Annotated in this window: 29 protein-coding genes; 21 read left to right on the top strand and 8 right to left on the bottom strand. The window is 40.3% G+C overall.

The window, feature by feature from the left end; translation table 11 throughout:
- Positions 1 to 118: 118 nt before the first annotated feature.
- From KCX82_RS02910 to KCX82_RS02895, 4 genes are all read left to right on the top strand, one after another.
- Entirely contained in the window at positions 119 to 313 is a 195-nt protein-coding gene (locus tag KCX82_RS02910; protein ID WP_227016933.1) for a hypothetical protein, read from the top strand.
- A 295-nt stretch (positions 314 to 608) separates the two neighbouring features.
- Positions 609 to 1,337: an HAD-IB family hydrolase gene (locus KCX82_RS02905; RefSeq protein WP_227016932.1), complete on the top strand. Its 729-nt coding sequence runs from the start codon at positions 609 to 611 to the stop codon at positions 1,335 to 1,337.
- Between the two features lie 123 nt (positions 1,338 to 1,460).
- Positions 1,461 to 1,883 carry a universal stress protein gene (locus KCX82_RS02900; protein ID WP_227016931.1) on the top strand — a complete coding sequence of 141 codons (423 nt, stop codon included), beginning with the start codon at positions 1,461 to 1,463 and terminating at the stop codon, positions 1,881 to 1,883.
- Positions 1,884 to 1,980: 97 nt separating this feature from the next.
- Positions 1,981 to 2,811 carry a hypothetical protein gene (locus KCX82_RS02895; protein ID WP_227016930.1) on the top strand — a complete coding sequence of 277 codons (831 nt, stop codon included), beginning with the start codon at positions 1,981 to 1,983 and terminating at the stop codon, positions 2,809 to 2,811.
- Here KCX82_RS02895 and KCX82_RS02890 read toward each other — a convergent pair.
- Positions 2,768 to 3,385, bottom strand: coding sequence for a GDSL-type esterase/lipase family protein (locus KCX82_RS02890; protein WP_227016929.1), 618 nt, complete (start codon positions 3,383 to 3,385; stop codon positions 2,768 to 2,770). The two genes, KCX82_RS02895 and KCX82_RS02890, sit on opposite strands and share 44 nt — an antisense overlap.
- A gap of 224 nt (positions 3,386 to 3,609) precedes the next feature.
- Here KCX82_RS02890 and thrS point away from each other — a divergent pair, with 224 nt between their 5' ends.
- Positions 3,610 to 5,517: a threonine--tRNA ligase gene (thrS, locus tag KCX82_RS02885; RefSeq protein WP_227016928.1), complete on the top strand. Its 1,908-nt coding sequence runs from the start codon at positions 3,610 to 3,612 to the stop codon at positions 5,515 to 5,517.
- A 72-nt stretch (positions 5,518 to 5,589) separates the two neighbouring features.
- Entirely contained in the window at positions 5,590 to 5,937 is a 348-nt protein-coding gene (locus KCX82_RS02880; RefSeq protein ID WP_227016927.1) for a putative signal transducing protein, read from the top strand.
- 215 nt (positions 5,938 to 6,152) lie between these two features.
- Here KCX82_RS02880 and KCX82_RS02875 read toward each other — a convergent pair whose 3' ends face one another.
- The 7 genes from KCX82_RS02875 to KCX82_RS02845 all read right to left on the bottom strand — a co-directional run bounded on the left by KCX82_RS02875 (position 6,153) and on the right by KCX82_RS02845 (position 13,010).
- Positions 6,153 to 6,785 carry an ABC-2 transporter permease gene (locus KCX82_RS02875; protein ID WP_227016926.1) on the bottom strand — a complete coding sequence of 211 codons (633 nt, stop codon included), beginning with the start codon at positions 6,783 to 6,785 and terminating at the stop codon, positions 6,153 to 6,155.
- Positions 6,782 to 7,645, bottom strand: a complete 864-nt coding sequence (locus KCX82_RS02870; protein WP_227016925.1) for an ABC transporter ATP-binding protein — start codon at positions 7,643 to 7,645, stop codon at positions 6,782 to 6,784. Before KCX82_RS02870 ends, KCX82_RS02875 begins: the two co-directional genes overlap by 4 nt.
- 50 nt (positions 7,646 to 7,695) lie before the next feature.
- The gene (locus tag KCX82_RS02865) at positions 7,696 to 8,067 is read right to left on the bottom strand and encodes a GntR family transcriptional regulator (RefSeq protein WP_227016924.1); all 372 of its coding nucleotides are present in this window, start codon (positions 8,065 to 8,067) and stop codon (positions 7,696 to 7,698) included.
- 113 nt (positions 8,068 to 8,180) lie between these two features.
- Entirely contained in the window at positions 8,181 to 9,458 is a 1,278-nt protein-coding gene (locus KCX82_RS02860) for a BaiN/RdsA family NAD(P)/FAD-dependent oxidoreductase (protein WP_227016923.1), read from the bottom strand.
- Between the two features lie 174 nt (positions 9,459 to 9,632).
- Positions 9,633 to 11,759 (bottom strand): hypothetical protein, encoded by a 2,127-nt coding sequence (locus tag KCX82_RS02855; RefSeq protein WP_227016922.1) that lies wholly within the window; start codon positions 11,757 to 11,759, stop codon positions 9,633 to 9,635.
- Complete coding sequence (locus KCX82_RS02850; RefSeq protein WP_227016921.1) at positions 11,734 to 12,630, bottom strand: ABC transporter ATP-binding protein; 897 nt, start codon at positions 12,628 to 12,630, stop codon at positions 11,734 to 11,736. The genes KCX82_RS02855 and KCX82_RS02850 overlap by 26 nt, the downstream gene beginning before the upstream one ends.
- Positions 12,627 to 13,010 carry a GntR family transcriptional regulator gene (locus KCX82_RS02845; RefSeq protein ID WP_227016920.1) on the bottom strand — a complete coding sequence of 128 codons (384 nt, stop codon included), beginning with the start codon at positions 13,008 to 13,010 and terminating at the stop codon, positions 12,627 to 12,629. Before KCX82_RS02845 ends, KCX82_RS02850 begins: the two co-directional genes overlap by 4 nt.
- A 340-nt stretch (positions 13,011 to 13,350) precedes the next feature.
- On the opposite strand from KCX82_RS02845, the gene sppA reads away from it, so the two are divergent.
- From sppA to KCX82_RS02770, 15 genes are all read left to right on the top strand, one after another.
- Positions 13,351 to 14,496, top strand: coding sequence for a signal peptide peptidase SppA (gene sppA / locus KCX82_RS02840; RefSeq protein WP_227016919.1), 1,146 nt, complete (start codon positions 13,351 to 13,353; stop codon positions 14,494 to 14,496).
- A gap of 122 nt (positions 14,497 to 14,618) precedes the next feature.
- Complete coding sequence (gene ylxM / locus KCX82_RS02835; RefSeq protein WP_227016918.1) at positions 14,619 to 14,975, top strand: YlxM family DNA-binding protein; 357 nt, start codon at positions 14,619 to 14,621, stop codon at positions 14,973 to 14,975.
- Positions 14,976 to 15,021: 46 nt separating this feature from the next.
- On the top strand, positions 15,022 to 16,359 hold the full coding sequence (gene ffh, locus KCX82_RS02830) for a signal recognition particle protein (protein WP_227016917.1): 1,338 nt from the start codon (positions 15,022 to 15,024) through the stop codon (positions 16,357 to 16,359).
- A gap of 126 nt (positions 16,360 to 16,485) precedes the next feature.
- Entirely contained in the window at positions 16,486 to 16,731 is a 246-nt protein-coding gene (rpsP, locus tag KCX82_RS02825) for a 30S ribosomal protein S16 (protein WP_227016916.1), read from the top strand.
- An 18-nt stretch (positions 16,732 to 16,749) separates the two neighbouring features.
- Positions 16,750 to 16,980: a KH domain-containing protein gene (locus KCX82_RS02820; RefSeq protein ID WP_227016915.1), complete on the top strand. Its 231-nt coding sequence runs from the start codon at positions 16,750 to 16,752 to the stop codon at positions 16,978 to 16,980.
- Positions 16,981 to 17,085: 105 nt separating this feature from the next.
- A complete protein-coding gene (gene rimM / locus KCX82_RS02815) occupies positions 17,086 to 17,589 on the top strand; it encodes a ribosome maturation factor RimM (protein ID WP_227016914.1) in 504 nt (167 codons plus the stop codon).
- Positions 17,590 to 17,603: 14 nt separating this feature from the next.
- Positions 17,604 to 18,356 carry a tRNA (guanosine(37)-N1)-methyltransferase TrmD gene (gene trmD, locus KCX82_RS02810; protein WP_227016913.1) on the top strand — a complete coding sequence of 251 codons (753 nt, stop codon included), beginning with the start codon at positions 17,604 to 17,606 and terminating at the stop codon, positions 18,354 to 18,356.
- Positions 18,357 to 18,417: 61 nt separating this feature from the next.
- The gene (locus KCX82_RS02805) at positions 18,418 to 19,614 is read left to right on the top strand and encodes a biotin/lipoyl attachment domain-containing protein (protein ID WP_227016912.1); all 1,197 of its coding nucleotides are present in this window, start codon (positions 18,418 to 18,420) and stop codon (positions 19,612 to 19,614) included.
- Positions 19,615 to 19,634: 20 nt separating this feature from the next.
- Positions 19,635 to 20,336 carry a YggS family pyridoxal phosphate-dependent enzyme gene (locus tag KCX82_RS02800; RefSeq protein ID WP_227016911.1) on the top strand — a complete coding sequence of 234 codons (702 nt, stop codon included), beginning with the start codon at positions 19,635 to 19,637 and terminating at the stop codon, positions 20,334 to 20,336.
- Between the two features lie 55 nt (positions 20,337 to 20,391).
- Complete coding sequence (locus KCX82_RS02795; RefSeq protein WP_227016910.1) at positions 20,392 to 20,904, top strand: cell division protein SepF; 513 nt, start codon at positions 20,392 to 20,394, stop codon at positions 20,902 to 20,904.
- Positions 20,905 to 20,908: 4 nt separating this feature from the next.
- Positions 20,909 to 21,196 carry a YggT family protein gene (locus KCX82_RS02790; RefSeq protein ID WP_227016909.1) on the top strand — a complete coding sequence of 96 codons (288 nt, stop codon included), beginning with the start codon at positions 20,909 to 20,911 and terminating at the stop codon, positions 21,194 to 21,196.
- A gap of 25 nt (positions 21,197 to 21,221) precedes the next feature.
- Positions 21,222 to 21,809: a DivIVA domain-containing protein gene (locus KCX82_RS02785; RefSeq protein ID WP_227016908.1), complete on the top strand. Its 588-nt coding sequence runs from the start codon at positions 21,222 to 21,224 to the stop codon at positions 21,807 to 21,809.
- Positions 21,810 to 22,280: a signal peptidase II gene (lspA, locus tag KCX82_RS02780; RefSeq protein ID WP_227016907.1), complete on the top strand. Its 471-nt coding sequence runs from the start codon at positions 21,810 to 21,812 to the stop codon at positions 22,278 to 22,280.
- Positions 22,281 to 22,289: 9 nt separating this feature from the next.
- On the top strand, positions 22,290 to 23,225 hold the full coding sequence (locus KCX82_RS02775; RefSeq protein WP_227016906.1) for an RluA family pseudouridine synthase: 936 nt from the start codon (positions 22,290 to 22,292) through the stop codon (positions 23,223 to 23,225).
- Entirely contained in the window at positions 23,218 to 23,823 is a 606-nt protein-coding gene (locus KCX82_RS02770) for a flavin reductase family protein (protein ID WP_227016905.1), read from the top strand. Before KCX82_RS02775 ends, KCX82_RS02770 begins: the two co-directional genes overlap by 8 nt.
- Positions 23,824 to 24,006: the final 183 nt, after the last annotated feature.

Here is a 24,006-nt window from a genome sequence, read left to right as displayed (position 1 = left end):
TTTTCCACCTCCCAAGTGATAACAGTGTAACATAAGTTTTTTCTTCTGGATATGACAAAAGTCATATTGGGATTCCTTTCTCCTGAATTATACTGAAGCCAGAAGGAGGGGGACGCTGATGCTTCGAAAAATCAAAGATTCCAATCATGATGCTTTCTGCTTTTCCAGGAAGTGCAGAACTGTCACCTGTCCGCACTGCTGGACGGACCAAAGGGCGGATCGAAATTTTTGCTATAGATGCGGAATAAAATTCATGTATGCTGATGAAAATGAAAAGGTTGAAAATGTTTCTAATAAAGAATCAATCTATTAATCTAAAGAGCTGTTGGACTGAAGAACTGTCGATCAAATGAACAATAGATCAAAAGAACTGTCGATCAAATGAACAATAGATCAAAAGAACTGTCGATCAAAATAACAATAATCTATTGATAAACTGAAACGGGAATACTGAAAAAAGTGGTTATACAGGTTATATTCGGGTATACTGATAGAGAATATGCCTGTATTGTCATATTTATGGGAATCTATAGTAATAGGGATACTTGTGCTCAAGAGGGTTTTATTAGATAATTATAATACTATGAATTAAAGGAGCATCGTGTTTTATGAAAAAAAGTGCGGCTTTTTTTGATATTGATGGGACAATTTCCCGTGAAGGACTAATCAGCGAGATGTTTAAAAAAATGATTAAATATGAGCTGATTGCAGACAGCAAATGGTATAGCGATGTAAAGCCTGCCTATACAAAATGGGATAAGAGGCAGGGCGATTATGATTTATATTTGCAGAAGATGGTTGATATCTATTCCGAAACCGTAAAAGATACAGAAGCCTTTCACATTTGCTATATTGCCAAAAAAGTGATAGAGCAGAAAGGAGAGAGAGTTTATACCTATTCCCGGGAAAGAATTAAATGGCATAAAGATCAAGGTCATCTGGTAATGGCTATTTCCGGGTCACCGGTAGAACTGGTCCGAGAGATGTCAAATAAATACGGTATGGATTATTATAAGGGAACGATCTATGAAATCGGAGATAATGGCAAATACAATGGAAGCATCATTCCCATGTGGGATTCCGAAAGCAAGAGAAAAGCGTTACTGGAAATGGCAGATGACCATGATATCGATCTTACAAGGAGTTATGCTTACGGGGATACCTCCGGTGACTTTTCAATGTTAAAGTCGGTGGGGTTTCCTTATGCAATTAATCCAACCAAAGAATTGATTGCCTTGATTAAAGCAGACCAGGAGCTTCTGGAAAAGGTTGTCATCATTGTAGAGAGAAAAGACGTGACTTACCGATTAGATTTAAACACTTTGGATCTGATTTAAGCATAGAAAGCAAGTAGTTGCGGAATTTGCGGAATTTGTATCATTTTGGTTCTAAATCGGTCTTGGAAAGTATAGTCTTTCATAAAGTTATTTCATTCACATAAAATTGAAAGGAGTGATTTTATGAAAAAAATACTTGTTCCGATTGACGGATCAAAATACTCGGAACTGGCTATGGAAAAAGCGAAGGAAATCGCTTTTGGTCTGGACAGTCAGGTTACGTTAATTCACGTAAATGATTTTTCTCAACATATGTTTCATTATAATCGGGAAGTGGAAGAAAATTTTAAAACACAATTCGAGCAAATGTCGATGGACATATTAGAAGATGGGAAGAAAAAGTTTGAGCCCATGACCGACCGTGTTATTACTGTCCAGCTGGAAGGCAACGTTGCCAATAAAATTATTGAGTATGCCAATGGGAACGACTTTGATCTTGTCATAATCGGAGCGAAGGGAAAAAGCAGATTGCAAAGCTTTTTGGTAGGCAGTTCCGCATATAAAGTGGCGTTATACGTTAACAAGCCTGTATTGATAGCAAGATAAACGAATTTACAATAGCAGGATCATTTTTTATTAGATAGGATACATGCAGAGGATGAATAAAACTATAAAATATCCGAGACGCTTTAAAAAAATGCTATTGGCTGCGATAGTACTGATTTTTATTGCCTTTTTGACACCTGCCTTACTAAATTGGCTGATTGAAAAGGATGGAGTATGGACTCCGGATTACAGCAAGACAGAACTGGGATCTATCCTCAGCAAGGAAAAATTGACAGAGGTCGACTACCATACTTTATTCCTGCAGACCGGGCTGGGGCAACCCGCTGTAGATGAGTTGCTGGCAGCTACAGCAAAGGAAGAAAGAGAGAAGATCTTTCTCCAGTATCAGAATGACTTTTTTTCGTCAGGTAAATTTGTTTGTAAAAAAATAGGGATTATTACTTATGAAGAACGCAACCGGGATGAAGAGGGAAAACTCATCCAGGAATTTAATATTCCCGATCTGAAGGATGGAGATGTGTTTATTACGAAAGCCACTCATTCCTTGGGGTGGCGGCACGGCCATGCGGCCATTGTAACAGATGCGAGGAGGGGAGAAACTCTCGAGGCCATTGTTCTGGGGCATCCTTCCATGATTCAGAGCGTTGATAAATGGATGACCTACCCGAGCTTTATTCATCTGAGATTAAAGAGCGATAATGAGGGGATCGCTGAACAGGCAGCCGCCTTGGCTTTGGAAGAACTATATGATCTTCCATACGGCCTGTTTACAGGTATTCCCGCCAAAGCACCAAAGAGCATCAGAAAAACTCAATGCTCTCATTTAGTATGGTATCCCTTCTATCAGATGGGATATGATATCGATTCTGACGGATCCTGGCTGGTTACCCCGAAGGACATAGCCGGAAGTGATCATTTTGAAGTTATCCAAGTATATGGGGTGAACCCTGAAGAAATCTGGCAATAGCTTCATGACCCAAAGGCGTAGGATGCAGACCGTCCCGAACATACTCTCTGCGATGTTTTTCTGCAAGAAATTGCCGAAAATATTCTTGAGTATCGATGATTTTAACCTTCGCTTCCCGCTTCACTTCAGGATCATTCATTTCTTCTTCTTTTTCCCATTCCAGCAAATACTGACGAAGTAATTCCAGCTTTTGATTTACCAGCCGGTAATCTACACCCGGAATCCAAAGTTCAGCTGCCATAGATGCTTCAATCGGCAAGGGTGTTAACACAACGGAGGTTATCGCATTTGCCCGGGATAGAGATGTCATGGCCTTTAAATAGTCAAGTGTCTCTGCAGGTGTACAGATTTCTTGCATGAAATCATTGGTTCCCGTCATGATCACCACCTTGTCGGGCTTATGAGAAATAACATCCTTTTGAAATCTGGACAGAATATTTGGAGAGATATCACCGTTTTCTCCCTTATTGATCATCTCGTAATGCAGCGATTCCCGGAGCAGACTGACAAAGCATTGGCTGCGTTTATAGGGAAAACCGTTCACGATACTGTTTCCAATCCATACAATTTTCATCTTTTTCACCTTTTCTTACGCCTGAGCGGCACCATTTCTTGACAAATATATCTGATAGCATATAATTATAATGTTAGGCACTTATCCTGTCAAACATTGAAAAAGAGAAGTCAATGGTCATCATTGGAAGCAGAATAAAATAATATAAGGGAATAAGCAATGATCTATCGGATAATAATCAAATAAAACGTCAGATAACTATGCTTACTTGTCAGGAGGTAATTATGATAAAGATCACATTAAAAGACGGAAGCATCAGAGAAGTGGAAAAAGGTGCTACAATATTGGAAGTGGCAAAGTCCATTCATCATGGTTTAGCTAAAGAAGCGGTGGCCGGAATGGTAAACGGAAAAGTACAGGGTTTGGATTACAAGCTGGAAGAGGATTGCAGTCTTGATATTCTGAAATTTGAAGATGAACAGGGAAATCACACCTTTCGGCATACCAGCTCGCATATTTTAGCTCAGGCGGTAAAAAGACTTTTCCCGGAAGCAAAGCTCGGTATTGGACCGGCAATCGATAACGGATTTTATTATGACTTCGATTTGGAGCATCGTTTCACCGAAGAAGATTTAGTAAATCTTGAAAAGGAAATGAGCAAAATCGTTCAGGCAAATGAGCCCCTGGAAAGATTTGAGCTGCCTAGGGAAGAAGCAATTCGATATATGCAGGAACGGCAGGAACCTTACAAGGTAGAGCTGATTCAGGACTTGCCGGAGGATGCGGTCATCTCATTCTATAAGCAGGGCGATTTTACGGATCTTTGTGCAGGTCCCCATATGCCTTCCACAGGAGCCATCAAAGCTGTAAAATTGATGAGCGTGGCCGGAGCATACTGGAGAGGCAGCGAAAAGAATAAGATGCTGCAAAGAATTTACGGCACATCCTTTCCGAAACAAAAAATGCTGGATGAATATATTGAGAGATTGGAAGAAGCAAAGAAACGTGATCATAGAAAAATCGGAAAAGAAATGGATCTCTTTGCTATTTATGAAGATGGTCCGGGATTCCCGTTTTTTATGCCAAATGGCATGATTATCAGGAATGAGTTGGAAGCTTTTTGGAGAAAAGCACATCGGGATAGAGGCTATCAGGAAATCAAAACGCCATTGATTTTGAGTGAAGAATTATGGCATACATCAGGACATTGGGATCACTATCAGAATAACATGTACTTCACAAAAATTGATGATGGGGATTATGCGATCAAACCGATGAACTGTCCTGGTGCGATGCTGGCATATAAACGTAAGATGTACAGCTATCGTGATTTTCCGATGAGGATGGCCGAAATGGGGCAGGTTCACAGACATGAGCTTTCCGGAGCACTTCACGGATTGATGAGAGTACGTACCTTTACTCAGGATGATGCGCATATCTTTATGCTGCCTGAGCAGGTGAAATCGGAAATCCTGGGAGTCGTAGACTTTGTAGATTATGTATATCGTATGTTTGGATTTAAGTACCATATTGAGCTTTCCACCAGACCGGAGGATTCCATGGGTACGGAAGAAGAATGGAACCTGGCTACCAATGCGCTGAAAGAGGCATTGGAGGAGAAAGGCATTCCTTATATTATCAATGAAGGAGACGGCGCGTTTTATGGTCCGAAAATAGACTTCCATCTGGAAGACAGTATCGGAAGGACTTGGCAGTGTGGTACCATTCAGCTTGATTTCCAGATGCCTCAAAGATTTGACCTTACCTACGTTGGAAAAGATGGTGAAAAACACAGACCGGTCATGATTCATAGAGTAATCTTCGGAAGCATAGAACGGTTTATCGGGATATTGACGGAGCACTTTGCAGGAAAATTCCCATTATGGCTGGCACCGGTTCAGGTAAAGCTGTTAACGGTTACCGAGAGGTTTGCGGATTACGCCTATGAAGTCGGGAAAAAGCTCCAAGATGCCGGTATTAGGGTGGAAATTGATGTGAGAAATGAAAAGATCGGCTATAAGATTAGAGAGGCCAGAAATGAAAGAGTTTCTTACATTGGTGTAATCGGTGAAAAAGAAATGGAATCCGGTGAACTTACCGTTCGCTCCAATAAAGCAGGCGAACTGGGAAGCTTGAATGTTGATGCCTTCATAGAAAAATTGGTAAAAGAGATTCAGGAGAAATCAAATTAAATCCCTGAGCCGATAGACAACAGAATCACCTGTAATAGAAACCTGTAATAAAAATAGGAAAGAGGTATGACGATGTTTGAAAAGAAAGATCGAAATGAATGGCGAGATGGCGTATATCTATGCACGGCAAAAAATAGCTTTGAAGCGGATCTACTGGAGTCTAAACTTTTAAGCGAAGGTATTCCCTGTGTGAAAAAATTTAAAGGCGCAGGAAATTTTCTTGAAATTTTCATGGGTTCAAACAGTGCCTTTCCTATCGACTTGTTTGTACCAGAAGAAGCATTAGAAGACGCTAAAAATGTCATCGTAGCAGTCCCTATTTTAACAGACGAACTGCCGGATGAACCAGTGGATTTTGACAGTTTATCAGAGGAAGAACTGGATGAACTTATCGGCAGCGAGGATCAGGAAGAAGAGTAAAGCATCAAAAAGTAGAGCATCAATGCGTAAAGCATGAAAGAGGAAACCATTAAAAAATAAAGCATTAAAAAAATAAAACAAAGGGCCAGGATTATCTGCGGAAACTATGTTTCCGAAATATTCCCGGCCTTTTTTGTTGATGCCCTTTGGACAATCAGGCATATAAAAATTTCCGCTTTCACAGATCTTTGCATTCTCTCAATTCGACTGTTTCTTCATATCTCTTTATTTTTATAAATCCCAACCGATAATAGGTAGGATACGAAGAAGATCAACAGAACGAGAACCGGCATAAGCTTGAACAAGGTGATGAGTGTCTCTTTCGGAGGTAAGGCAATCCCCAATTTGTCGAGTAAGACTACCAGTGAGAAGGGTACGGCAAAGATAGCGATTAAAAACAATCTGCTTTTTTCTACTCCGAATTTATAAATTAAAGGCAGCAGGATACTGGCAAAAAAGATTGCCACCATAATGACACCATAAGTTACAAGAAGGTGTTCCCTGATTCCGAAGCCCTCAACAGGCCGGAAAATCAGCATAATGGAAGTGGCGAGAAATGCAATGGCCGATCCAAACATAGACATTATTATCGCCAGTAAATATTTGCTGGCCACTACGGTACTTTTCGTCACGGGAAGAGAAAGGGCATAACGATCCCATTTCGCTAGATTATCATAGGAGAAAGAAGAAATGGTCATGGTCATAAACAGCATGACAAACATTCCCTGAAAGAAGGATGTGGAATTATCCATTCCCACGCTGATCAAGGCAAAGAACACCAGCATAATCAGTATAGAACGAGTGTATTGTTTTAGGGTATAAAAGTCTTTCAGCAATAAACCAATCATTTATGGACTCCCTCCTTTACATAAAAAAGCATAATGTCTTCCAATGAGACCTGATCTATGGTTAACCCCTTATATTTTCGTTTCATAGCTTCTTTATCTTTCACTAATATTTCATGACCAAAGCGGCTCTGCCTGTGACCCAGAATATCTTCCTTGTCGATTGCAGAAAAATCTGATGCCCCGCATAAAAGCATGCCATAGTTGTAACGTAAATGATCCTTCGATTCACTTAATACCAATTTCCCCTGATGAATGAACGTGATATAATCGGCTACTTTTTCCAGGTCGCTGGTGATATGCGAAGACAACAGAATGGAATGGCTTTCGTCCTGGATGAACTCCAGAAAAAGATCCAGAATTTCATTTCTGACAATGGGATCGAGGCCGCTGGTGGCTTCATCCAGAATCAGCAGTTTTGGATGATGAGATAAAGCTGTAGCAATGGAGAGCTTCATTTTCATCCCCCTGGAAAATTCTTTGGTTGTCTTATTTAACGGAATCTGAAACCGATCCAGATGATCTAAAAACAGCTTCTCATCCCAATTCTGAAACATCTGATTCATTACTTTGGATATCTGCTTGGGCCTCAGGTTTTCATGAAAATAACTTTCGTCAAAGACCACTCCAATATCTTCCTTGATTCTTTTTTCATCAGTAATATGATCCAAGCCGAATATTTTTATGGATCCGGTATCTTTTTTCAACTGATTCAAAATGAGCTTGATGGTAGTTGTTTTCCCTGCACCGTTTTCACCGATAAAACCCATGATGCTGCCGCAGGGCAGATTCAATTGAAGATCTTCCAGAGAGAATCCGGTAAAATGTTTTGTTAAATGATTAATTTCAATAGCACTGTTCACCTGTACCTCCGTTTCTGACCGGTATGCAGTCCCAATTTGCCGGCTGCTGACTAGTCCTTGTATAATAAGTTTAGAATTTCGATCAATTCATTGCAGCGAATATCGCTCCGCTTTGCAAGATCAACAGCATGCTGCAAATGATCTTCTATCTGACGTAAATGTTCCTCTTTTACGAATTCAAGATTTTTAGGGGCAACGAAGCTGCCTCTTCCTGTAACTGTTTCAATATAGCCATCTCTCTCCAGATCCTCATACGCCCTTTTCGTGGTAATGACGCTGATACGAAGCTCTTTGGCAAGCAGCCTCATGGAAGGAAGCGCCTCTCCCTCCTGAAGAGCACCGTTTAGAATCAAGCTTTTAATTTGAGTAGTGATCTGTTCATAAATTGGCTTATTACCGGAATTACTGATAATGATATCCATAGATTCCCCTCTTGCTGTCCGTATGGACAGTAAAAAAATATTGTATATATACGATATATACAATATTAACAGTGCATATAAATTATGTCAATAGAATTAATAAATTTAATAAATTATTGTGCAGCCAGATATCCGGAAGAAAAAGCAAACTGAAGATTATATCCTCCGGTATCCCCGTCAACGTCCAGAATTTCACCAGCAAAGAACAGGTTTGGATATTTATTGGATTCCAGCGTTTTTAAGTTTACTTCATCCAGAGATACACCGCCGGCAGTCGCCATGGCAGTCTCAAATCCGCCCAGTCTATTTATAAGAAAGGTATCTTCCGTAAGAATACTTACGAGGGATTTTAGCTGGGATCCGGATATTTGAGAATACTTTTGCTGTGTATTCAGCTGACAACGCAAACATACTGATTCCAGAAAACGATAGGGAAGCTCTGCCGGGGATGCGGATATTTCTTTATTGAAATATTCATAAAGGACTGTAAGGAGCTGTTTTTTATTTCCAGGTATTGCCTTTGTCAAGTCTTTCAAGATAGCGTCCCGGTTTTTTTTCGGATAATAATTGATGGAAAGCTGCTGTCCTTTTTCGGCGTAACGAGAAATATTTAAAATGCCGGGTCCTGAAAAACCGCTATGGGTAAAGAGCAGAGCATCCGTATTTTCTGCAATTTTACTGTCTGAAAAGGATGATGCCATTTGATGATCTCCTTTAAAAGAGTCGTACAAAGTTATTCTAGCACTTGAAAATGAGATGCCGGATAAATTTCCATAGGGATAGTCCTGTACATAAACAGGCATTAATGAAGGTCTCGATGGAACCAGCTCAATGTCAAGCTCCTTCAGTACAGACAACAGGCTCCCGTCGGAACCTGTAGCAGGGTAGGAACAACCTCCTGCTGCGACTACGAGTTTCCGTGTCATATATTGATTTCCATCGCAGCTAACAGTATAGACGGGTGAGGACGTATCTTCCCGGTAACTTATTTTTGTAACCGGAGAATTGTATAAAATGGTGATACCGTTATTGTTACAGCAATTTAAAAGAAGATCCAAAACATCCTGCGCTTTGAGGGAGGAAGGGAAAACCTTGCCATCTTCCCTTTCAAACAGGGGGAACTGATGGCCTGCAAAGAAATCCATAACGGATTGATTATTAAATCGATACAATACGGAGCGTATCTTCTTGCCGTGGTCACCGTAATGTAAAATAAAATCCTTGATACTGCCATTATGGGTGATATTACATTGGCCGCCTCCGGAGAGCAGCAGCTTCTTACCGGGTGAAGCGCTTTTTTCGAGAATCAAACCATTTTGAGGAGAGGGAAGAGAAGCTCCCGCGAAGAGTCCGGCTGCACCGGCTCCTATGATAATAATATCGTATATCATGATAATCTCCTAACTTCCGAATTGAATTTATCCTTAGAAACATTAATTATAACATGTATCAACCGAGAGTAAAATATACGAAAGTACAGCTTTTGAAATAAGTCTGGAAAGAATAAAACTGCACCAGTACCTGATGCAGTTTTAAATTATAAAAACCCTTTTGAATGATAGATGTTATTGAAAATAATCCGTTAAAAAGGCCGGAATATTTCCTTCATTGAAATAGATTTGATAAGTTGGATATTCGGATCCGTATTTCTCATACATTTCTTTTGTGCGCGGATCTGAAATATCCATATCTTCAAAGCCATTCTTATATACGATGATTCCGTAATAGTAATCATCATAATTAATATTTTGTGTCTCGCAGGTATCCAGAATCGTTTGAATGGTTTGAGGATCCGTAATTCGGAGACTCTTTCCTTCACCATCCGGCAAAGGATTCACAGTGGAGTATTCTTTTACAGCTTCCGGATATCCGGCTGAAGCTGATTCATTCACCTGATGATAGAACTCGATATATTGAATTTCATTCGCAGAAAATTTTAGTTGTTCTGCATATCCGTTTTCCTCCAGCCACTGTATGGTGTATTTATGATTTTTTGTGATGTTATAAGAAATGCTGTTTTCAATCAACCGATCTGGTGAACCGGAGTTATCGTCCTTATAGGCGAAATTGATATCAGCATAGGCAAATCCGCGTTTCAGGCTTACCATATCTTCAAAGGTCTGCTCACGGAAATCCTTATCGATACAATCAATAAATTCTTTGATCTTCTTTGCATCTTTGATTTCTATGGTTTGGCTGATGGGGCGGTTTGTATTCAAACTGATGGAATTTAATTTTTCATATTTTATATTTTTAATGGAATACAATTCTTTAAATTCCTTAGATTCAAAAATCTTCTTGAATTCAGCACTGTCTCGATAGAAGAGATAGTCAATAATATATCTTCTGCTCATCGAGAAGGGGCTGCTAAGTTCGTACCCAAGCTTGATACTGGTATTGTAGAGGTTTTGGGTTGGATTCTCAAACCTCTGTTTGTCATCGATCAGTGATTGATGCAAAGCAGTGATTGCTTTTATATTTTCAGGATCCTTAAATTCCGGCGAGAACTCATTATGATAATAATACCGGGATAGAAATCCCTCGGATAAAGAAACGCTCTTTACCTTATCGGGGTTCGGCACCCTGCGCTCAAAACCTGTCACATCCAAATTCAATGAAACGATGAAGAGGATAGCAATGAGAGCATAGATTCCAAAGCTTTGAAGACTCCTTTTGTTATAGATGCGCGGTGTTTTCTTTACGATCATTTGACCGATAATGAAGAAAATCAACGTACCTGCAGCAAGGCCGGCATACATGTAAAACTCTGATTCGCCCAGAACATCAAAATAGAAGCCCAGCAGCGTCATACCCAAAAAGGCGATCAGATAGCAAATAATCGGTTCCATAAAACCAAAGGCAAGAGTATCCGTAGCCCTCTCCAGTTTTCTTCTTCCGTAGAGTACAAAGGTAACTCCGTAAAGAACAAGGAAAGTAGCTATATAATATAAGGTTACACCCAGACCAAATTCTCCTGCATTTTCCAAGGCCTTTAGGAAGGGGGATATACTCATGCCGAAGTCCATCCAGCTTCCGGCGCTGTCAAAACCATAGAAGAAATGGGTGAAATAAGCGATAAATACCGCATATAAAGCTGGTATCAGGAAATTAAACCAGAGCGCCGTAGCAAAATGCATCAGAGAATTTCCTGTTAGGATCCCGGCAAATACGGAAACTGCATAAACCACAATCACGATGATGAAGGATACCCAGATCCAATTCAAAATATCTGCCCTTGCAAAGAGATTGATGTTTTTTGCCAGGTTGCCGTAAATATCGTAATCGTTATAGACTGGCTTGCTGATGGCCAGAAGAATGATGCCGTTGACCAAAATAGGCAGCAGGATCAGGATCAGGCCTGAAAGAAAACCGCTTTGGTATAATTTTGCTCTCGTAAACGGCATGGAGTGCATCACCGACACGGAGCTGATACTCTGAAGATATTTAAATATAATAACAGCGGTAATGACCGGAAACATCAAGTGAGCAAACATATAAAAAGGTTGTTGATTGTTCAGAGACATCTCAATGTAATTTCCCATACGGTTCAACTTGTTGTACGACATTAAAATAGGAAATACTCCTGAAAGGAAATAAACAAGAAATGCCAGTACGGGAATCGCCCAAAATCTTCTTAGATTTTCAATAACCAAAGGCCTGGATATGCTAAAATAAGATGCTTTCAATTTCATGATCCCCACCTCCTAATTCATAAATAAAAATTTCTTCCAACGATAAGGGCAGAACATCGAAAATGACAGGGTGCTGCTCGTTGATAATCTGCTCTACAACGTCTTTTCTGTTTCGGATAATCAGCAGATCCACAGTTCCTCTGGATTCCTTGTGAAGAACATTTAACCCTTCATAAGGATTTCCCGCGGCATTCTTAAAGGCTACCTGGATTTTATGAATATCTGATTTGAGTTCGTCTAAATCACGTTCGATCATCATTTTCCCTTTAGACAAGATTCCGATAGAGTCGCAAATGCCTTCCAGTTCTCGAAGGTTGTGGGAGGATACCAAAACGGTCATTTCCCTTTCTGCCACATCTTCCACGATGTATTTCCAGACAAGCTTTCTGATAATAGGATCCAAGCCATCAATCGGTTCATCCAGAATGAGATAATCCGGCATGGAAGACATGGTGAGAATAAAAGCAGCCTGCTTCTGCATTCCCTTGGAAAACTTTGATAGCTTCCTTTTTTCATTTAAATCGAACTGTTTTACCATGTACTCGTATCGTTTCTGGTTCCAGTTGGGATAAATGGAGCTGTAAAACTTCGCAGATTCTTTTAAATTATAAGAAGCGAAAAAATATAAATCATCGGGAATAAATCCCATTCTCTCCTTAATGGTTATGTTATCAAACACAGGGGAGTCTTCAATGAGGATATCACCTGCATCAGGCTTCAGAATACCTGTAAGATGTTTGATCAATGTTGTTTTTCCTGCTCCGTTTGTTCCTACAAGTCCATAGATGGAACCTTTCTTTACATTCAAATTTAAATCAGTTAGTGCTTTAAAACCATCAAAAGATTTATCAAGATTTTTTATCTTTATCATTTCCAATTACTCCTTTCCTGCAGTAATTCCTCCATCATGTCTTTGACCCGATCCAGAGGGCATCCGAGATAGAGCAATTCTTTGATATTTTCCCGTATATGCTCTTTTACCTCATTCACTCTTTTTTCATCAATACGATGCTCCGGCGGAGAGGCCACAAAGGTGCCTAAACCGGAAACGGTGTACAGATACCCCTGATACTCCAATTCCCGATAAGCCTTTTGAATCGTATTGGGGTTCACAGTAAGGGTCTTCGAAAGTTCACGCACGGAAGGAATCTTATCTTCAGGACGCAGAATACCTGCAATAATGAGCTCTTTAATCTTATCAACAATTTGCTCATAAATGGATTTTCTGCTTTTTAAATCAAGTTGAAACATAGATATCACCCTCCTTATCATATTATATACAGTAGAAATCCTTCCTTTGATTCTATTGATGTATGTAGTGTACTATAAGACATAATACACTGTCAACAGTTTTTTTGATTGACATATTGTAAAAAAAAGTAGAAAATAGTTAAGTAATAATGCAAGTAAAAATCTGCCAAACTAGATTTGTGATTTTCTAGGCAATTTGTTTCACAAATTAGGCGTTTCACAAATTGGGCGAGCTAAGTCGCAGTAAAAATCTACAAATCACAGATTTGTGATTTTCTTGCATAAGTTCGCCAACAATTTGCTTTGCAAATTGGGCGAGCTAAGAGAAAGGGGATTAGAAATGACAGAAAAAAACGAAGATAATTTTGAAAGATTGGATGCTGATCACGGTTGCCAGAACCAAGGGCCAATAGAGAAGGAAAGAAGAAATACCGAAACTGAATATGAGCAAAGATATTCAGAATATGATAACGGATACAAAACATCATACTCTCTGAAGAAGAATCAGAATAAGAACAGTAAACTGAAAAAAAGCCTGATTGTCTTTTTAATTATTATCGGAGGGATGCTGATCCTCGGACTTTTCGGACTGAATGTGAAGAGGGCACTGTTCAGCGATGACAGGGGCTATGAGGTAGACGGTCCTTATCTTGCTGCCTTATACGTAGAAGGAACCATCCTTGCCGGGCAAGTAGACACCTTTGGAATCGCAACAGGCTACCAGCATCAATGGACTCTGGATAAAATCGATGAACTGATGAATGACCCTGAGAATAAGGGAATCCTGTTATTCATAGATTCCCCCGGAGGCGGTGTCTATGAAAGTGATGAATTATATTTAAAATTAAATGAATATAAAGAGACCACCGAAAGACCTGTCTATGCGGTGATGGGGTCTATGGCAGCATCGGGCGGATACTATATTGCAGCAGCAGCAGATGAAATTTTCGCCAACCGGAACACCTGGACGGGATCCATCGGAGTCACCATCGGAACGTTGTATGATATTTCCGAACTGCTGGAGAAATATGGAGTGAAAACGGTGACCATAACAGCAGGCAGGAACAAGGCCATGGGCAGCAGTGTAGAACCGCTGACACAAGAACAGCAGGCTATCTTTCAATCTCTTGTAGATGAAGCCTATGAACAATTTGTAGGGATTGTGGCAGAAGAGAGAAATCTTGACCTGGATGCAGTAAAGAATCTTGCTGACGGACGAGTCTATACGGCGAAACAGGCCATGGAGCTTGGCCTGGTGGACAGTATCGGCACCATGGAGGACGCAGTTTATGCCATGAGTGAAAAATACGATCTTTGGGATTGTGATGTCATTGATATCGTTTATCAGGATCATTCCCTATGGGGCAATCTCTTTGGCAGTGTAAAAATTCCTGACTTAAAAAGCGGCGATGTGTCGGCACTGCTTGAAGTAGTAGAAGGGGGCAACAGGTTCCCCATCAGCTACGAATGCGAATTATTAAAATAATAAATTTTGAAAAATCAATACCACTGGCAAGTAAAAGAGCTTGACAGTGGTATTTCTTTATGATATGGTATTCTAGGTGTCAAGTAAAATACTTGGCAATAAGATCCTAAGGCTGGATGCAGATGTTTGAAAAGATAATAGAAATTAGTATCCTATATGATTTTTATGGTCAGTTGCTCACTGCAAAGCAGCAGGAAATACTGAAACTTTATTATGAAGATAATTATTCACTTTCTGAAATTGCCGAAGTTTTCACAATCAGCAGGCAAGGCGTACATGATGCGGTAAAAAAAGCGGAGAAGGCATTACACGAATATGAAGAAAAGCTGGGATTGGTACATAAGTTTACCGCAACCGAGAATGCAATTTCGGCAATAGACAGGGAATTGGAGCAGCTTATTATAGAAAATATAGAAAATGAAAAACTCACAGCCAGGCTGAGAGACATGAAAGATATCATCGATAAGATCAATGATTAATTTTTAAATGATTTTGACATTGAGTTAGAAAATAAGGAGAGCCAAGATGGCATTTGAAGGACTTTCGGAAAAACTGCAAGGTGTTTTTAAAAAATTAAAAGGAAAAGGTATTCTTACGGAGGCTGATATAAACGATGCCATGCGTGAGGTTAAACTTGCTTTACTGGAAGCTGACGTCAACTTTAAGGTGGTAAAGCAGTTTGTAGACAGCGTGAAGGAAAAGGCATTGGGTCAGGATGTATTGGCCAGTCTGACACCGGCTCAGCAGGTTGTTAAAATTGTAAACGATGAGTTGGTATCCCTTATGGGAGGGACCAACAGCAAATTGACCTATTCTCCAAGAGGTTTTACAGTCATCTTAATGGCTGGTCTGCAAGGTACCGGTAAAACCACTACCTGCGGTAAACTGGCGAATTATTTGAAAAAAAACGGCAAAAAACCTATGTTGGCTGCCTGTGATATTTATAGACCTGCTGCTATTGACCAGCTGGAAATAGTAGGTAAAAATGTTGATGTTCCTGTATTTACCATGCGGGACTGCAAAGAACCTGAGCTGATCGCTGAGAAAGCTATGAAAGAGGCAGAATTAAAAGGCTATGATGTTTTAATTCTGGATACGGCGGGCAGACTCCAGATAGATGAAGACTTGATGAATGAACTGGTTAGAATCAAGCAAAGAACCAAGCCGCATGAAATCCTCCTTGTGGTTGACGCTATGACCGGTCAGGATGCAGTGAATGCTGCAACAGGTTTTAATGAGAAGCTTGGTATAGACGGTATCATCATGACGAAGCTGGACGGTGACACAAGAGGCGGCGCTGCACTCTCTGCCAAGTCTGTCACAGGAAAACCCATTAAGTTTATTGGTGTAGGCGAGAAATTTGATGCCCTTGAACCTTTCCATCCGGAAAGAATGGCCTCCAGGATTCTGGGTATGGGTGATATGATGACACTCATTGAGAAAGCTCAGGAAAGCTATGACGAGGAAAAGGCTGCCGAACTGGAAAAGAAAATGAAAAAGAACGAGTTTACACTCGAGGATTTTCTGGACCAGATTGGTCAGATAAAAAAAATGGGCGGTTTGGCAAAGATCTTGGATATGATGCCTGGTATGAATAACAAAGCCATGAAAGATGTTGATCTGGACAGCGGTGAAAAGGAATTCGTACAGATGGAGGCCATCATACAGTCTATGACTAAGGCTGAAAGGAAAGATCCTTCCATTCTGAATGCCAGCAGAAGAAAACGAATCGCGGCTGGAAGCGGTCAGCCTGTTAGTAAAATTAATAATTTAATTAAAAAATATGAAGAAGCCAGAAAAATGATGAAACAATTTACTAATGCACCTAAATTTAAGAAAAACAAAATGTTCAGAGGCTTTTAGGAAGCATGAAAGTTTACAGCGTATAAGGTGATTAAATTCAGAATGACTGAGTTTAACATAAATTAATATCGTTTGCACAGATCAAGTTTTGAGAAATCAGCAAGCAAAAAGAAGGAGGTGGAACAAATGGCAGTTAAAATTAGATTGAAGAGAATGGGTGCTCATAAAAAACCTTTCTACAGAGTAGTTGTAGCAGATTCCCGTTCACCAAGAGATGGAAAGTTTATTGAGGAGATCGGTTACTATAATCCGTTAACAGATCCTGCTGACGTTAAAATCGACGGTGAAAAGGCAAAAAAATGGATTTCAAATGGAGCACAGCCTACCGATACTGTAAAAAGCCTTTTCAAGAAATCAGGAATTATAGAATAAGGAAAGCGGTGAAAACATATGGTAGAACTGGTTGAAGCTATTGCAAAATCACTTGTTGATAATCCTGATGCGGTGGAAGTTAAGGAAGTAGAAGGAAGACAGGCTATTGTAATCGAGCTGAAGGTTGCTCCTGATGATATGGGAAAAGTGATCGGAAAGCAAGGTAGAATTGCAAAAGCTCTTCGTACTGTAGTAAAAGCCGCGGCGACCAAGGCTAATAAAAAAGTGGTAGTAGAAATCGTACAATAGAGATTCTGCAATACTGCGATTATGGCACATATATTTTATATATGTGCCTATTATTTAGAACGTGAAATATTCAAGAGATTGTGTATCGACTGTAAAGAGGAAATTATGGAAAAAATAGAAATTGGACAGGTTGTCAATGTGGTTGGCCTGAAGGGAGAGCTCAAGGTTTACCATTATACCGACTATAAAGAACGATTTGAAGAGTTATCCGTCATCTTATTGGAAAACAAAGAATATCAAATTGACGGTGTGAGATATATGAAAGACCTGGTGATTCTCAAACTGGAGGGAATCAATGACCGGAACGAGGCGGAAAAGCAAAAAGGAAAATCCGTTTACATTCGAAAAGAGGATATCAGAGTTTTACCGGAAGACACTTACCATATATTTGATCTCATCGGACTGAAGGTAATCGATGAAAATGATCGTGCGATAGGTACTCTTAGCGATGTCATTCAAAACAGTGCGCAGGACTTATATGAGGTGGAAACAGAAAATAAGAAAAAATTCCTGATCCCGGCAGTGGAGGAATTTATTCTGGAAATAAATATTGACGAAAAGTTTATGAGAATTAAGCTTATTGAAGGCTTAATGGACTTGGATCAATAAACAGGAGATAGTTTATGAAGATCGATATATTAACGTTGTTTCCGGGTATGTTTGCCCCTGTGATGGAAGAAAGCATTTTGGGGCGGGCTAAGGAAAACAAGATTCTGGATATCAGGCTTACGGATATCAGGGACTACAGCCAGGACAAGCATAAAAAAGCAGATGATTATCCTTTCGGCGGTGGTGCCGGTATGGTCATGATGGCGGATCCTGTATTCCGGGCTTTGGAAGCGGTACAGGCAGAGGGAAAACGAATCCTCTATATGTCCCCAAGAGGAAAAACTCTGAACCAGGAGCTGATTTCCGATCTGGCGGAAGAAAAGGAAATGGTGATTCTCTGCGGGCATTACGAAGGCATTGATGAAAGAATTATCGAATATTGGAATATGGAAGAAGTCTCGGTAGGGGACTACATTCTAACCGGCGGCGAGCTTCCGGCAATGATCCTCATCGATGCGGTGGCAAGAATGGTTCCGGAGGTATTGGGAAGCAGTAAAGCTCATCATGAGGAATCCATCTACTCCGGTCTTTTGGAGTACCCTCAATACACCAAACCCAGAGAATACAGAGGCATAGAGGTTCCCGAAGTGCTGGTCTCGGGCCATCATAAAATGATTCATCTTTGGCAGTTTGAGAAATCACTGGAGCTGACAAAGGAAAGAAGACCGGATTTGCTGACGGAATATATAAAAAATACGGAGTTTTTGACTAAGGATGAGAAAAAAATACTCGATAAAATTATGCGTTCTGAGGACCGTAATGATTGAATAATCAAGGAATTTAATATATAATTAGAGATTGATAGGCGGATAGGAGGAACTTGTTGCTATGCGAAAGAGAAAGAGAAGGATCATAACGGTTTTCTTTGCTGCCCTGATTGTTCTTTTTATCATTATTTACGCCTTTCCTAATGTCACCGGAGCGCTGAAAAAAACCGTCATCATAGAGTATGGCGGTATTCAGGTAACCGATCATATCACTGCATATTTTGTTCGCGACGAAAGTGTTTATTTTGCCAATAAATCCGGAAGCATCAATTATTATGTAGAAGAAGGAGAACAAGTTAGAAAAGGCGTTAAAATTCTGGATATTACGCTGGGAGACCCTGAGAATGAGGAAAGCAGCTATTCGAGGATCACGGAACGGATTGACCGGTTCAATGGCGGAGAGAGCATTTTCAGCGATGATATAAAAAAGATGAAATCGCAGCTTGTGAAGCTGAAAGAGCAGAAAGAACAGGCGCTAGCGGAAGGGGAAACGCAAAAGGCTGAAAAGCTGGACAAGCAGATCGACCGATTGACGCAAAAGAAAGAATACATAGAAGCCAATGATGCTGCGGCCAGAGAAGAAATCGTAAAGCAGAATACCGCAAGCAGTGAAAAAGGGATTATCCCGGAACAGTATATCAGTCAGTCCAACGGAGTGATCAGTTATTACATAGACGGATATGAATCGGAATTTACACCAGCCAACATGGCGCTTTTAAGTGAAGACAAGGTGGAGAATTTAAAAATAGATGTTCAAAACCTGGCCAGAAAAACGACGCTTTCCAGAGAGCCTCTTTACAAAGTCGTTGATAACAACCAATGGTTCGTTGTATTCTGGGTGGCTCCGGAAAATATTGTAAAATACGAAAAGGGAAAAATAGCCTATCTGAATTTGCCTTTGGGTCAAGTAGAAGGAAAGATCTACGATATTATAGATGATGACGGACAATGGTTGGTTATTCTCAGTTTTAACAGATATTATGAGGAATTTGCCCGGATACGCAAAATAGACGCAGAAGTTATCACTTCTGATTATAAAGGCCTGACCATCAAAAACGAAAGCATTACCACAAAAGATGGACAGCCTGGGGTTTATGTAAAAGACAAAAGCGGGGAATATGTTTTTAAGCCCGTAAAGATTATCACCAGTGACGGAGAATGGTCTTTGGTAGAGGTTTCATACTTTTATACCGACAATGGCGCTACCAAGGTAGAGACGGTAAACATCTACGATGAAATTTTAAAAAAACCGAAATGAGACAGGAAGAAGGGTTACGAGTGGGTAGAATTAAGGAAAACATAGAGGATATTATTGCAAAGAAGGAAGAGATTACGGCGAAAGCAGGAAGAAATAAGGATGAAGTATTGCTGGTTGCTGTAACAAAGACCCGAACTGCGGAAGAAATCAACGAAGCTATTGATGCCGGGATTACCCATATTGGCGAAAACAAAGTCCAGGAGATCATGGATAAGTTTGATCAGGTCAAACGGGTAAATTGGCATATGATTGGACATTTACAGACAAATAAGGTAAAATACATTATAGACAAGGTCTATATGATCCATTCTGTAGATTCGCTGAAGCTTGCGGAGGAAATAGACAAAAGAGCGGGACAGTCCGGCATCATGATGAATATCCTCATCCAGGTCAATGCAGCCGAAGAGGAAAGCAAGTTTGGAATCACCACAGAGGAGACCGGAATGCTGATTCAGGAGATCCTGAAACGCTGCCCTCATATTAAGATAAAAGGTCTTATGTGTATTGCACCTTTTGAGGATAACCCCGAAGAGGTAAGGGGTTACTTCAGACAGGTGAAAGAACTTTATGAGCAGTTTGGTTCCATATCACATGAACGATTGGATTTTCAGTATTTGTCCATGGGAATGTCCAATGACTATGAGGTTGCCATTCAGGAAGGATCCAATCTGATCAGAGTAGGAACTGCAATTTTTGGAGAAAGAAATTATAGCAATAAGTAAAAGGACTTTATTTCTTACGGCTGGGTAAATGGAATAAAGGTAACGGGAGGTAAAAATGGGAGACGGTTTTTTTAATAAACTGAAAGTTTTGATTGGTATTGAAGAAATAGAGGAAGACGAACAGGAAGAGGAACTGGCAGCTGCGGCCTCTATGGACAGAAAACCTATGGATGTAAGAAATTCTTATGCTTCCTCACGAATGGAAAATAAGGAAGTGAAGGATAATAAGGAAAGCAGGGTGCTTCAGATGCAGAATAAGAACATCAATCCAGGTACAAGCCAATTTAAAATGGTAGTCATTGAACCCAAAAGCTTTGATGAATGCCCGAAACTGGTAGATAATTTAAAAGCAAAGAAACCTGTCATCATCAACCTTGAAAAAATCGAGTCGGACAGTGCAAGGAAAATATTTGACTTTCTCAGCGGTGCTACCTATGCACTAAGTGGCAATGTACAAAAGGTTGCAAATAATATTTTTATTTTTGCGCCGGAGAACGTTGATGTAACTGCGAATATTGATCATAAAGGGATAGATTTCAGCGGTTCACCGAAGAATGTATGGAGATAGTTAGATGATTTATGTGTTAATTAATGCGATAAATACGTTTTTTCAGATATTGGTTTATTTGATACTGGCAAGAGCTGTCTTAAGCTGGTTTATCAGGGCGCCCTATGGCTCTGTTTATAAAATCTATGTGATGATCATGCAGATTACAGAACCGATGCTGGCACCGTGCAGAAATATTCTTGCAAGATTTGGACTGGCCGGTACTATTGATTTTTCTCCCATTCTTGCTATTATTGGTTTATCCGTTATCAATAGTATTCTGGTTAATATCATCAGAATTTTTATCTTCTAATGAACGATAATTGAGAGGTATAAGGATGATTACTCCGCTTGATATTCAAAATAAACAATTCTCAAAGGGTGTTCGAGGTTACAAAGAAGAGGAAGTGGATGGTTTTCTTGACCTGCTGACTCTGGATTTGGAAAAGCTCATTGATGAAAATCATAAGATGAAGGAAAAAGTAAAAAGCCTGGGCATCGAACTGGAGCGCTATAAAAACTCTGAGGGTGCTGTTTTGGAAACATTGGAGGCTGCAAAAGCATTGATGGGTGATATTTCAGCCAGCGCTGAAAAGCGCGCGGAGATTCTGCTCAAAAATGCGGAACTGGATGCGGAACTGATTCAACGGGAAGCAAGAGAGTCCGTTGAGCGGCTGCAGGAAGAAACCATATCCATGCGAAACCGATTAACCATTTTCAGAACCAGATATCGAAGTCTTCTGGAATCGGAGCTGGAAAAATTCGATACCTTGAGTGCAGAACTTTTTGCCGACCGCGTATTGGATGAACTGAAGCCTTATTCCGAAACAAAAATGGATATGAAAAGTGATATCAAGGAATCCGAGAATAAAAAAACAATTACAAATCTTAGGACAGGAGAAGGGGCCGCCAGCCCCGGTTATTAAATGTATTTTATCATTATAGCTGTCATCGTAATACTGGACCAACTAACCAAATATTTTATACAGGCCGGCATGGAACTGAATAGCTCGGCCCCATTGATTGACGGAGTGTTTCATCTTACGTATATTCATAATTATGGTGCGGCCTTCAGTATTTTGCAAAACCAAACAATTTTGCTGATTTTATTGCCGCTGGCGGTAACCACGGCTGTCTTAGTATATCTGGCAAGAAAACGGAAAACAGAACATTGGATGCTGCTGCTCAGCATGTCGTTCATAGTTGCCGGCGGAATCGGCAATCTTATTGACAGAATCGGCAACGGATATGTTGTTGACTTTTTTGACATACGAGTTTTTCCAATATTTAATGTTGCAGATATATCCGTATGTGTTGGATGTGGTTTACTTATTTTATTTATGTTCGTGGTGGAACCTAAAATAGCAAAGGAAAAAAAGAAAGCAGAAGAACAATAAGGGATTTTTATGGATAATTTAAATCTATTTGAAGTGAAAATAGAAGAAGATTTACAGGGGACCAGACTTGATGTGGTCCTCTCTCTCGTTTTGGAAGAAGCCTCCAGAAGCTATCTTCAAAAACTTATTGAGGCAGGTAAGGTCCAAATCAATGGTGTGCCATGCGCCTCTAAAAAATGGAAAGTAAAAAAGGGAGATGAAATTCTGCTGGAGATTCCTGAGCCGGAGGCACTGGATGTCATGCCTGAGGATATTCCACTTACCATTGTCTATGAGGATGAGGATCTTCTGGTGGTAAACAAGCCGAAAGGAATGGTGGTGCACCCCGGGGCCGGAAATACGAGCGGAACTCTGGTCAACGCCATTTTATTCCATTGCGACCATCTGTCATCGATTAATGGTGTGATTCGGCCCGGCATTGTCCATAGAATTGACAAGGACACCAGCGGACTTCTGATGGTAGCCAAGAATGATATTGCCCACCGTTCTCTAGCAGAGCAGCTGGCAAATCACAGCATAACAAGAGCTTACAGAGCCATTGTGTACCATAATTTTACCGAAGATGAAGGGACCGTAAATGCCCCCATTGGGAGGGATCCTAAAAACAGGCTGAAAATGGCCGTTACAAAGCAAAACGGCAGAGAGGCTGTTACTCATTACAAGGTATTGGAGCGGTTTGGAAACTTTACCTATGTTGAAGCCCGTTTGGAAACAGGAAGAACCCACCAGATCAGGGTGCATATGGCATATATAAAACATCCGCTGCTGGGAGATGCTGTCTATGGACCCCATAAGCAGGTTTTGGGAGCAGAGACCCAGATGCTTCATGCCAAGGTTCTGGGATTCAAACACCCCAGAACAAATGAATACATGGAATTTGACAGTGATTTGCCAGAGGAATTTCAAAAAATATTAAATAAATTAGGAGGTACTTATCATGAGTAAAATAACCTTTAAGCCTGGAACTATGGTAAACCCCGTACCGGTGGTTATGGTTTCCTGCGGTTCTTCCGAGGAGGAGTACAATATTATCACCATCGCCTGGACTGGGATCGTGAATTCCGAGCCGCCGATGACCTATATATCAGTTAGAAAATCGAGACATTCCCATGGGCTGATCGAAAAAAGCAAGGAATTTGTTATCAACTTATGTACGGAGGAACTGGCAAGGCAAACAGATTTCTGCGGCGTAAAATCGGGAAGAGACATGAACAAATTCAAAGAGCAGGGACTGACCCCCGTAAAAGCGGAACATGTGGCCTGCCCAATGATTCAGGAATCTCCGGTTAATATTGAATGCCGTGTAAGAGAAATTCATGAGTACCCATCTCATGACATGTTCATTGCGGATATTATTGCCGTCCATGCCGATGAAAAATTGATGGATGAGAAAGGAAAGCTTGAACTGGAGAAGGCAGGGCTGATCTGTTACAGCCATGGAGATTATTTTGCTCTGCACAAAAAACCTTTAGGAAAATTCGGTTTTTCCGTGATGAAGAAAAAAACAAAGAAACGGCTGGAAAATGAGAAAAGAAAAAAGTAAGGCTGAAACAAAATGGATCAGCCTTACACAGCCTTTAGTATCAAAGAGCGGGAGATAACCTGAGCTAACCAAGAAATGAAAACAATTGGTGAGCTTCATATTGACTTAGAAAAACATGATATGTATTTTGAGAAAGGGGATTTTCCAATACTATAGTGTTTTAACGAATTTTAAACAATTATC

Source organism: Sinanaerobacter chloroacetimidivorans, assembly GCF_018128545.1.
Classification (GTDB): domain Bacteria; phylum Bacillota; class Clostridia; order Peptostreptococcales; family Anaerovoracaceae; genus Sinanaerobacter; species Sinanaerobacter chloroacetimidivorans.
Note: the sequence above shows the minus strand (reverse complement) of the source record. Positions and strands in the feature narration are given on the sequence as shown.

What these genes read in the sequence shown, in the direction of transcription:
- KCX82_RS02910 (WP_227016933.1), top strand. Translation starts at nt 119, where the DNA reads ATGCTTCGAAAAATCAAAGATTCCAATCATGATGCTTTCTGCTTTTCC.
- KCX82_RS02905 (WP_227016932.1), top strand. Translation starts at nt 609, where the DNA reads ATGAAAAAAAGTGCGGCTTTTTTTGATATTGATGGGACAATTTCCCGT.
- KCX82_RS02900 (WP_227016931.1), top strand. Translation starts at nt 1,461, where the DNA reads ATGAAAAAAATACTTGTTCCGATTGACGGATCAAAATACTCGGAACTG.
- KCX82_RS02890 (WP_227016929.1), bottom strand. Translation starts at nt 3,385, where the DNA reads ATGAAAATTGTATGGATTGGAAACAGTATCGTGAACGGTTTTCCCTAT.
- thrS (WP_227016928.1), top strand. Translation starts at nt 3,610, where the DNA reads ATGATAAAGATCACATTAAAAGACGGAAGCATCAGAGAAGTGGAAAAA.
- KCX82_RS02880 (WP_227016927.1), top strand. Translation starts at nt 5,590, where the DNA reads ATGTTTGAAAAGAAAGATCGAAATGAATGGCGAGATGGCGTATATCTA.
- KCX82_RS02875 (WP_227016926.1), bottom strand. Translation starts at nt 6,785, where the DNA reads ATGATTGGTTTATTGCTGAAAGACTTTTATACCCTAAAACAATACACT.
- KCX82_RS02865 (WP_227016924.1), bottom strand. Translation starts at nt 8,067, where the DNA reads ATGGATATCATTATCAGTAATTCCGGTAATAAGCCAATTTATGAACAG.
- KCX82_RS02860 (WP_227016923.1), bottom strand. Translation starts at nt 9,458, where the DNA reads ATGATATACGATATTATTATCATAGGAGCCGGTGCAGCCGGACTCTTC.
- KCX82_RS02855 (WP_227016922.1), bottom strand. Translation starts at nt 11,759, where the DNA reads ATGAAATTGAAAGCATCTTATTTTAGCATATCCAGGCCTTTGGTTATT.
- KCX82_RS02850 (WP_227016921.1), bottom strand. Translation starts at nt 12,630, where the DNA reads ATGATAAAGATAAAAAATCTTGATAAATCTTTTGATGGTTTTAAAGCA.
- KCX82_RS02845 (WP_227016920.1), bottom strand. Translation starts at nt 13,010, where the DNA reads ATGTTTCAACTTGATTTAAAAAGCAGAAAATCCATTTATGAGCAAATT.
- sppA (WP_227016919.1), top strand. Translation starts at nt 13,351, where the DNA reads ATGACAGAAAAAAACGAAGATAATTTTGAAAGATTGGATGCTGATCAC.
- ylxM (WP_227016918.1), top strand. Translation starts at nt 14,619, where the DNA reads ATGTTTGAAAAGATAATAGAAATTAGTATCCTATATGATTTTTATGGT.
- ffh (WP_227016917.1), top strand. Translation starts at nt 15,022, where the DNA reads ATGGCATTTGAAGGACTTTCGGAAAAACTGCAAGGTGTTTTTAAAAAA.
- rpsP (WP_227016916.1), top strand. Translation starts at nt 16,486, where the DNA reads ATGGCAGTTAAAATTAGATTGAAGAGAATGGGTGCTCATAAAAAACCT.
- KCX82_RS02820 (WP_227016915.1), top strand. Translation starts at nt 16,750, where the DNA reads ATGGTAGAACTGGTTGAAGCTATTGCAAAATCACTTGTTGATAATCCT.
- rimM (WP_227016914.1), top strand. Translation starts at nt 17,086, where the DNA reads ATGGAAAAAATAGAAATTGGACAGGTTGTCAATGTGGTTGGCCTGAAG.
- trmD (WP_227016913.1), top strand. Translation starts at nt 17,604, where the DNA reads ATGAAGATCGATATATTAACGTTGTTTCCGGGTATGTTTGCCCCTGTG.
- KCX82_RS02805 (WP_227016912.1), top strand. Translation starts at nt 18,418, where the DNA reads ATGCGAAAGAGAAAGAGAAGGATCATAACGGTTTTCTTTGCTGCCCTG.
- KCX82_RS02795 (WP_227016910.1), top strand. Translation starts at nt 20,392, where the DNA reads ATGGGAGACGGTTTTTTTAATAAACTGAAAGTTTTGATTGGTATTGAA.
- KCX82_RS02790 (WP_227016909.1), top strand. Translation starts at nt 20,909, where the DNA reads ATGATTTATGTGTTAATTAATGCGATAAATACGTTTTTTCAGATATTG.
- KCX82_RS02785 (WP_227016908.1), top strand. Translation starts at nt 21,222, where the DNA reads ATGATTACTCCGCTTGATATTCAAAATAAACAATTCTCAAAGGGTGTT.
- lspA (WP_227016907.1), top strand. Translation starts at nt 21,810, where the DNA reads ATGTATTTTATCATTATAGCTGTCATCGTAATACTGGACCAACTAACC.
- KCX82_RS02775 (WP_227016906.1), top strand. Translation starts at nt 22,290, where the DNA reads ATGGATAATTTAAATCTATTTGAAGTGAAAATAGAAGAAGATTTACAG.
- KCX82_RS02770 (WP_227016905.1), top strand. Translation starts at nt 23,218, where the DNA reads ATGAGTAAAATAACCTTTAAGCCTGGAACTATGGTAAACCCCGTACCG.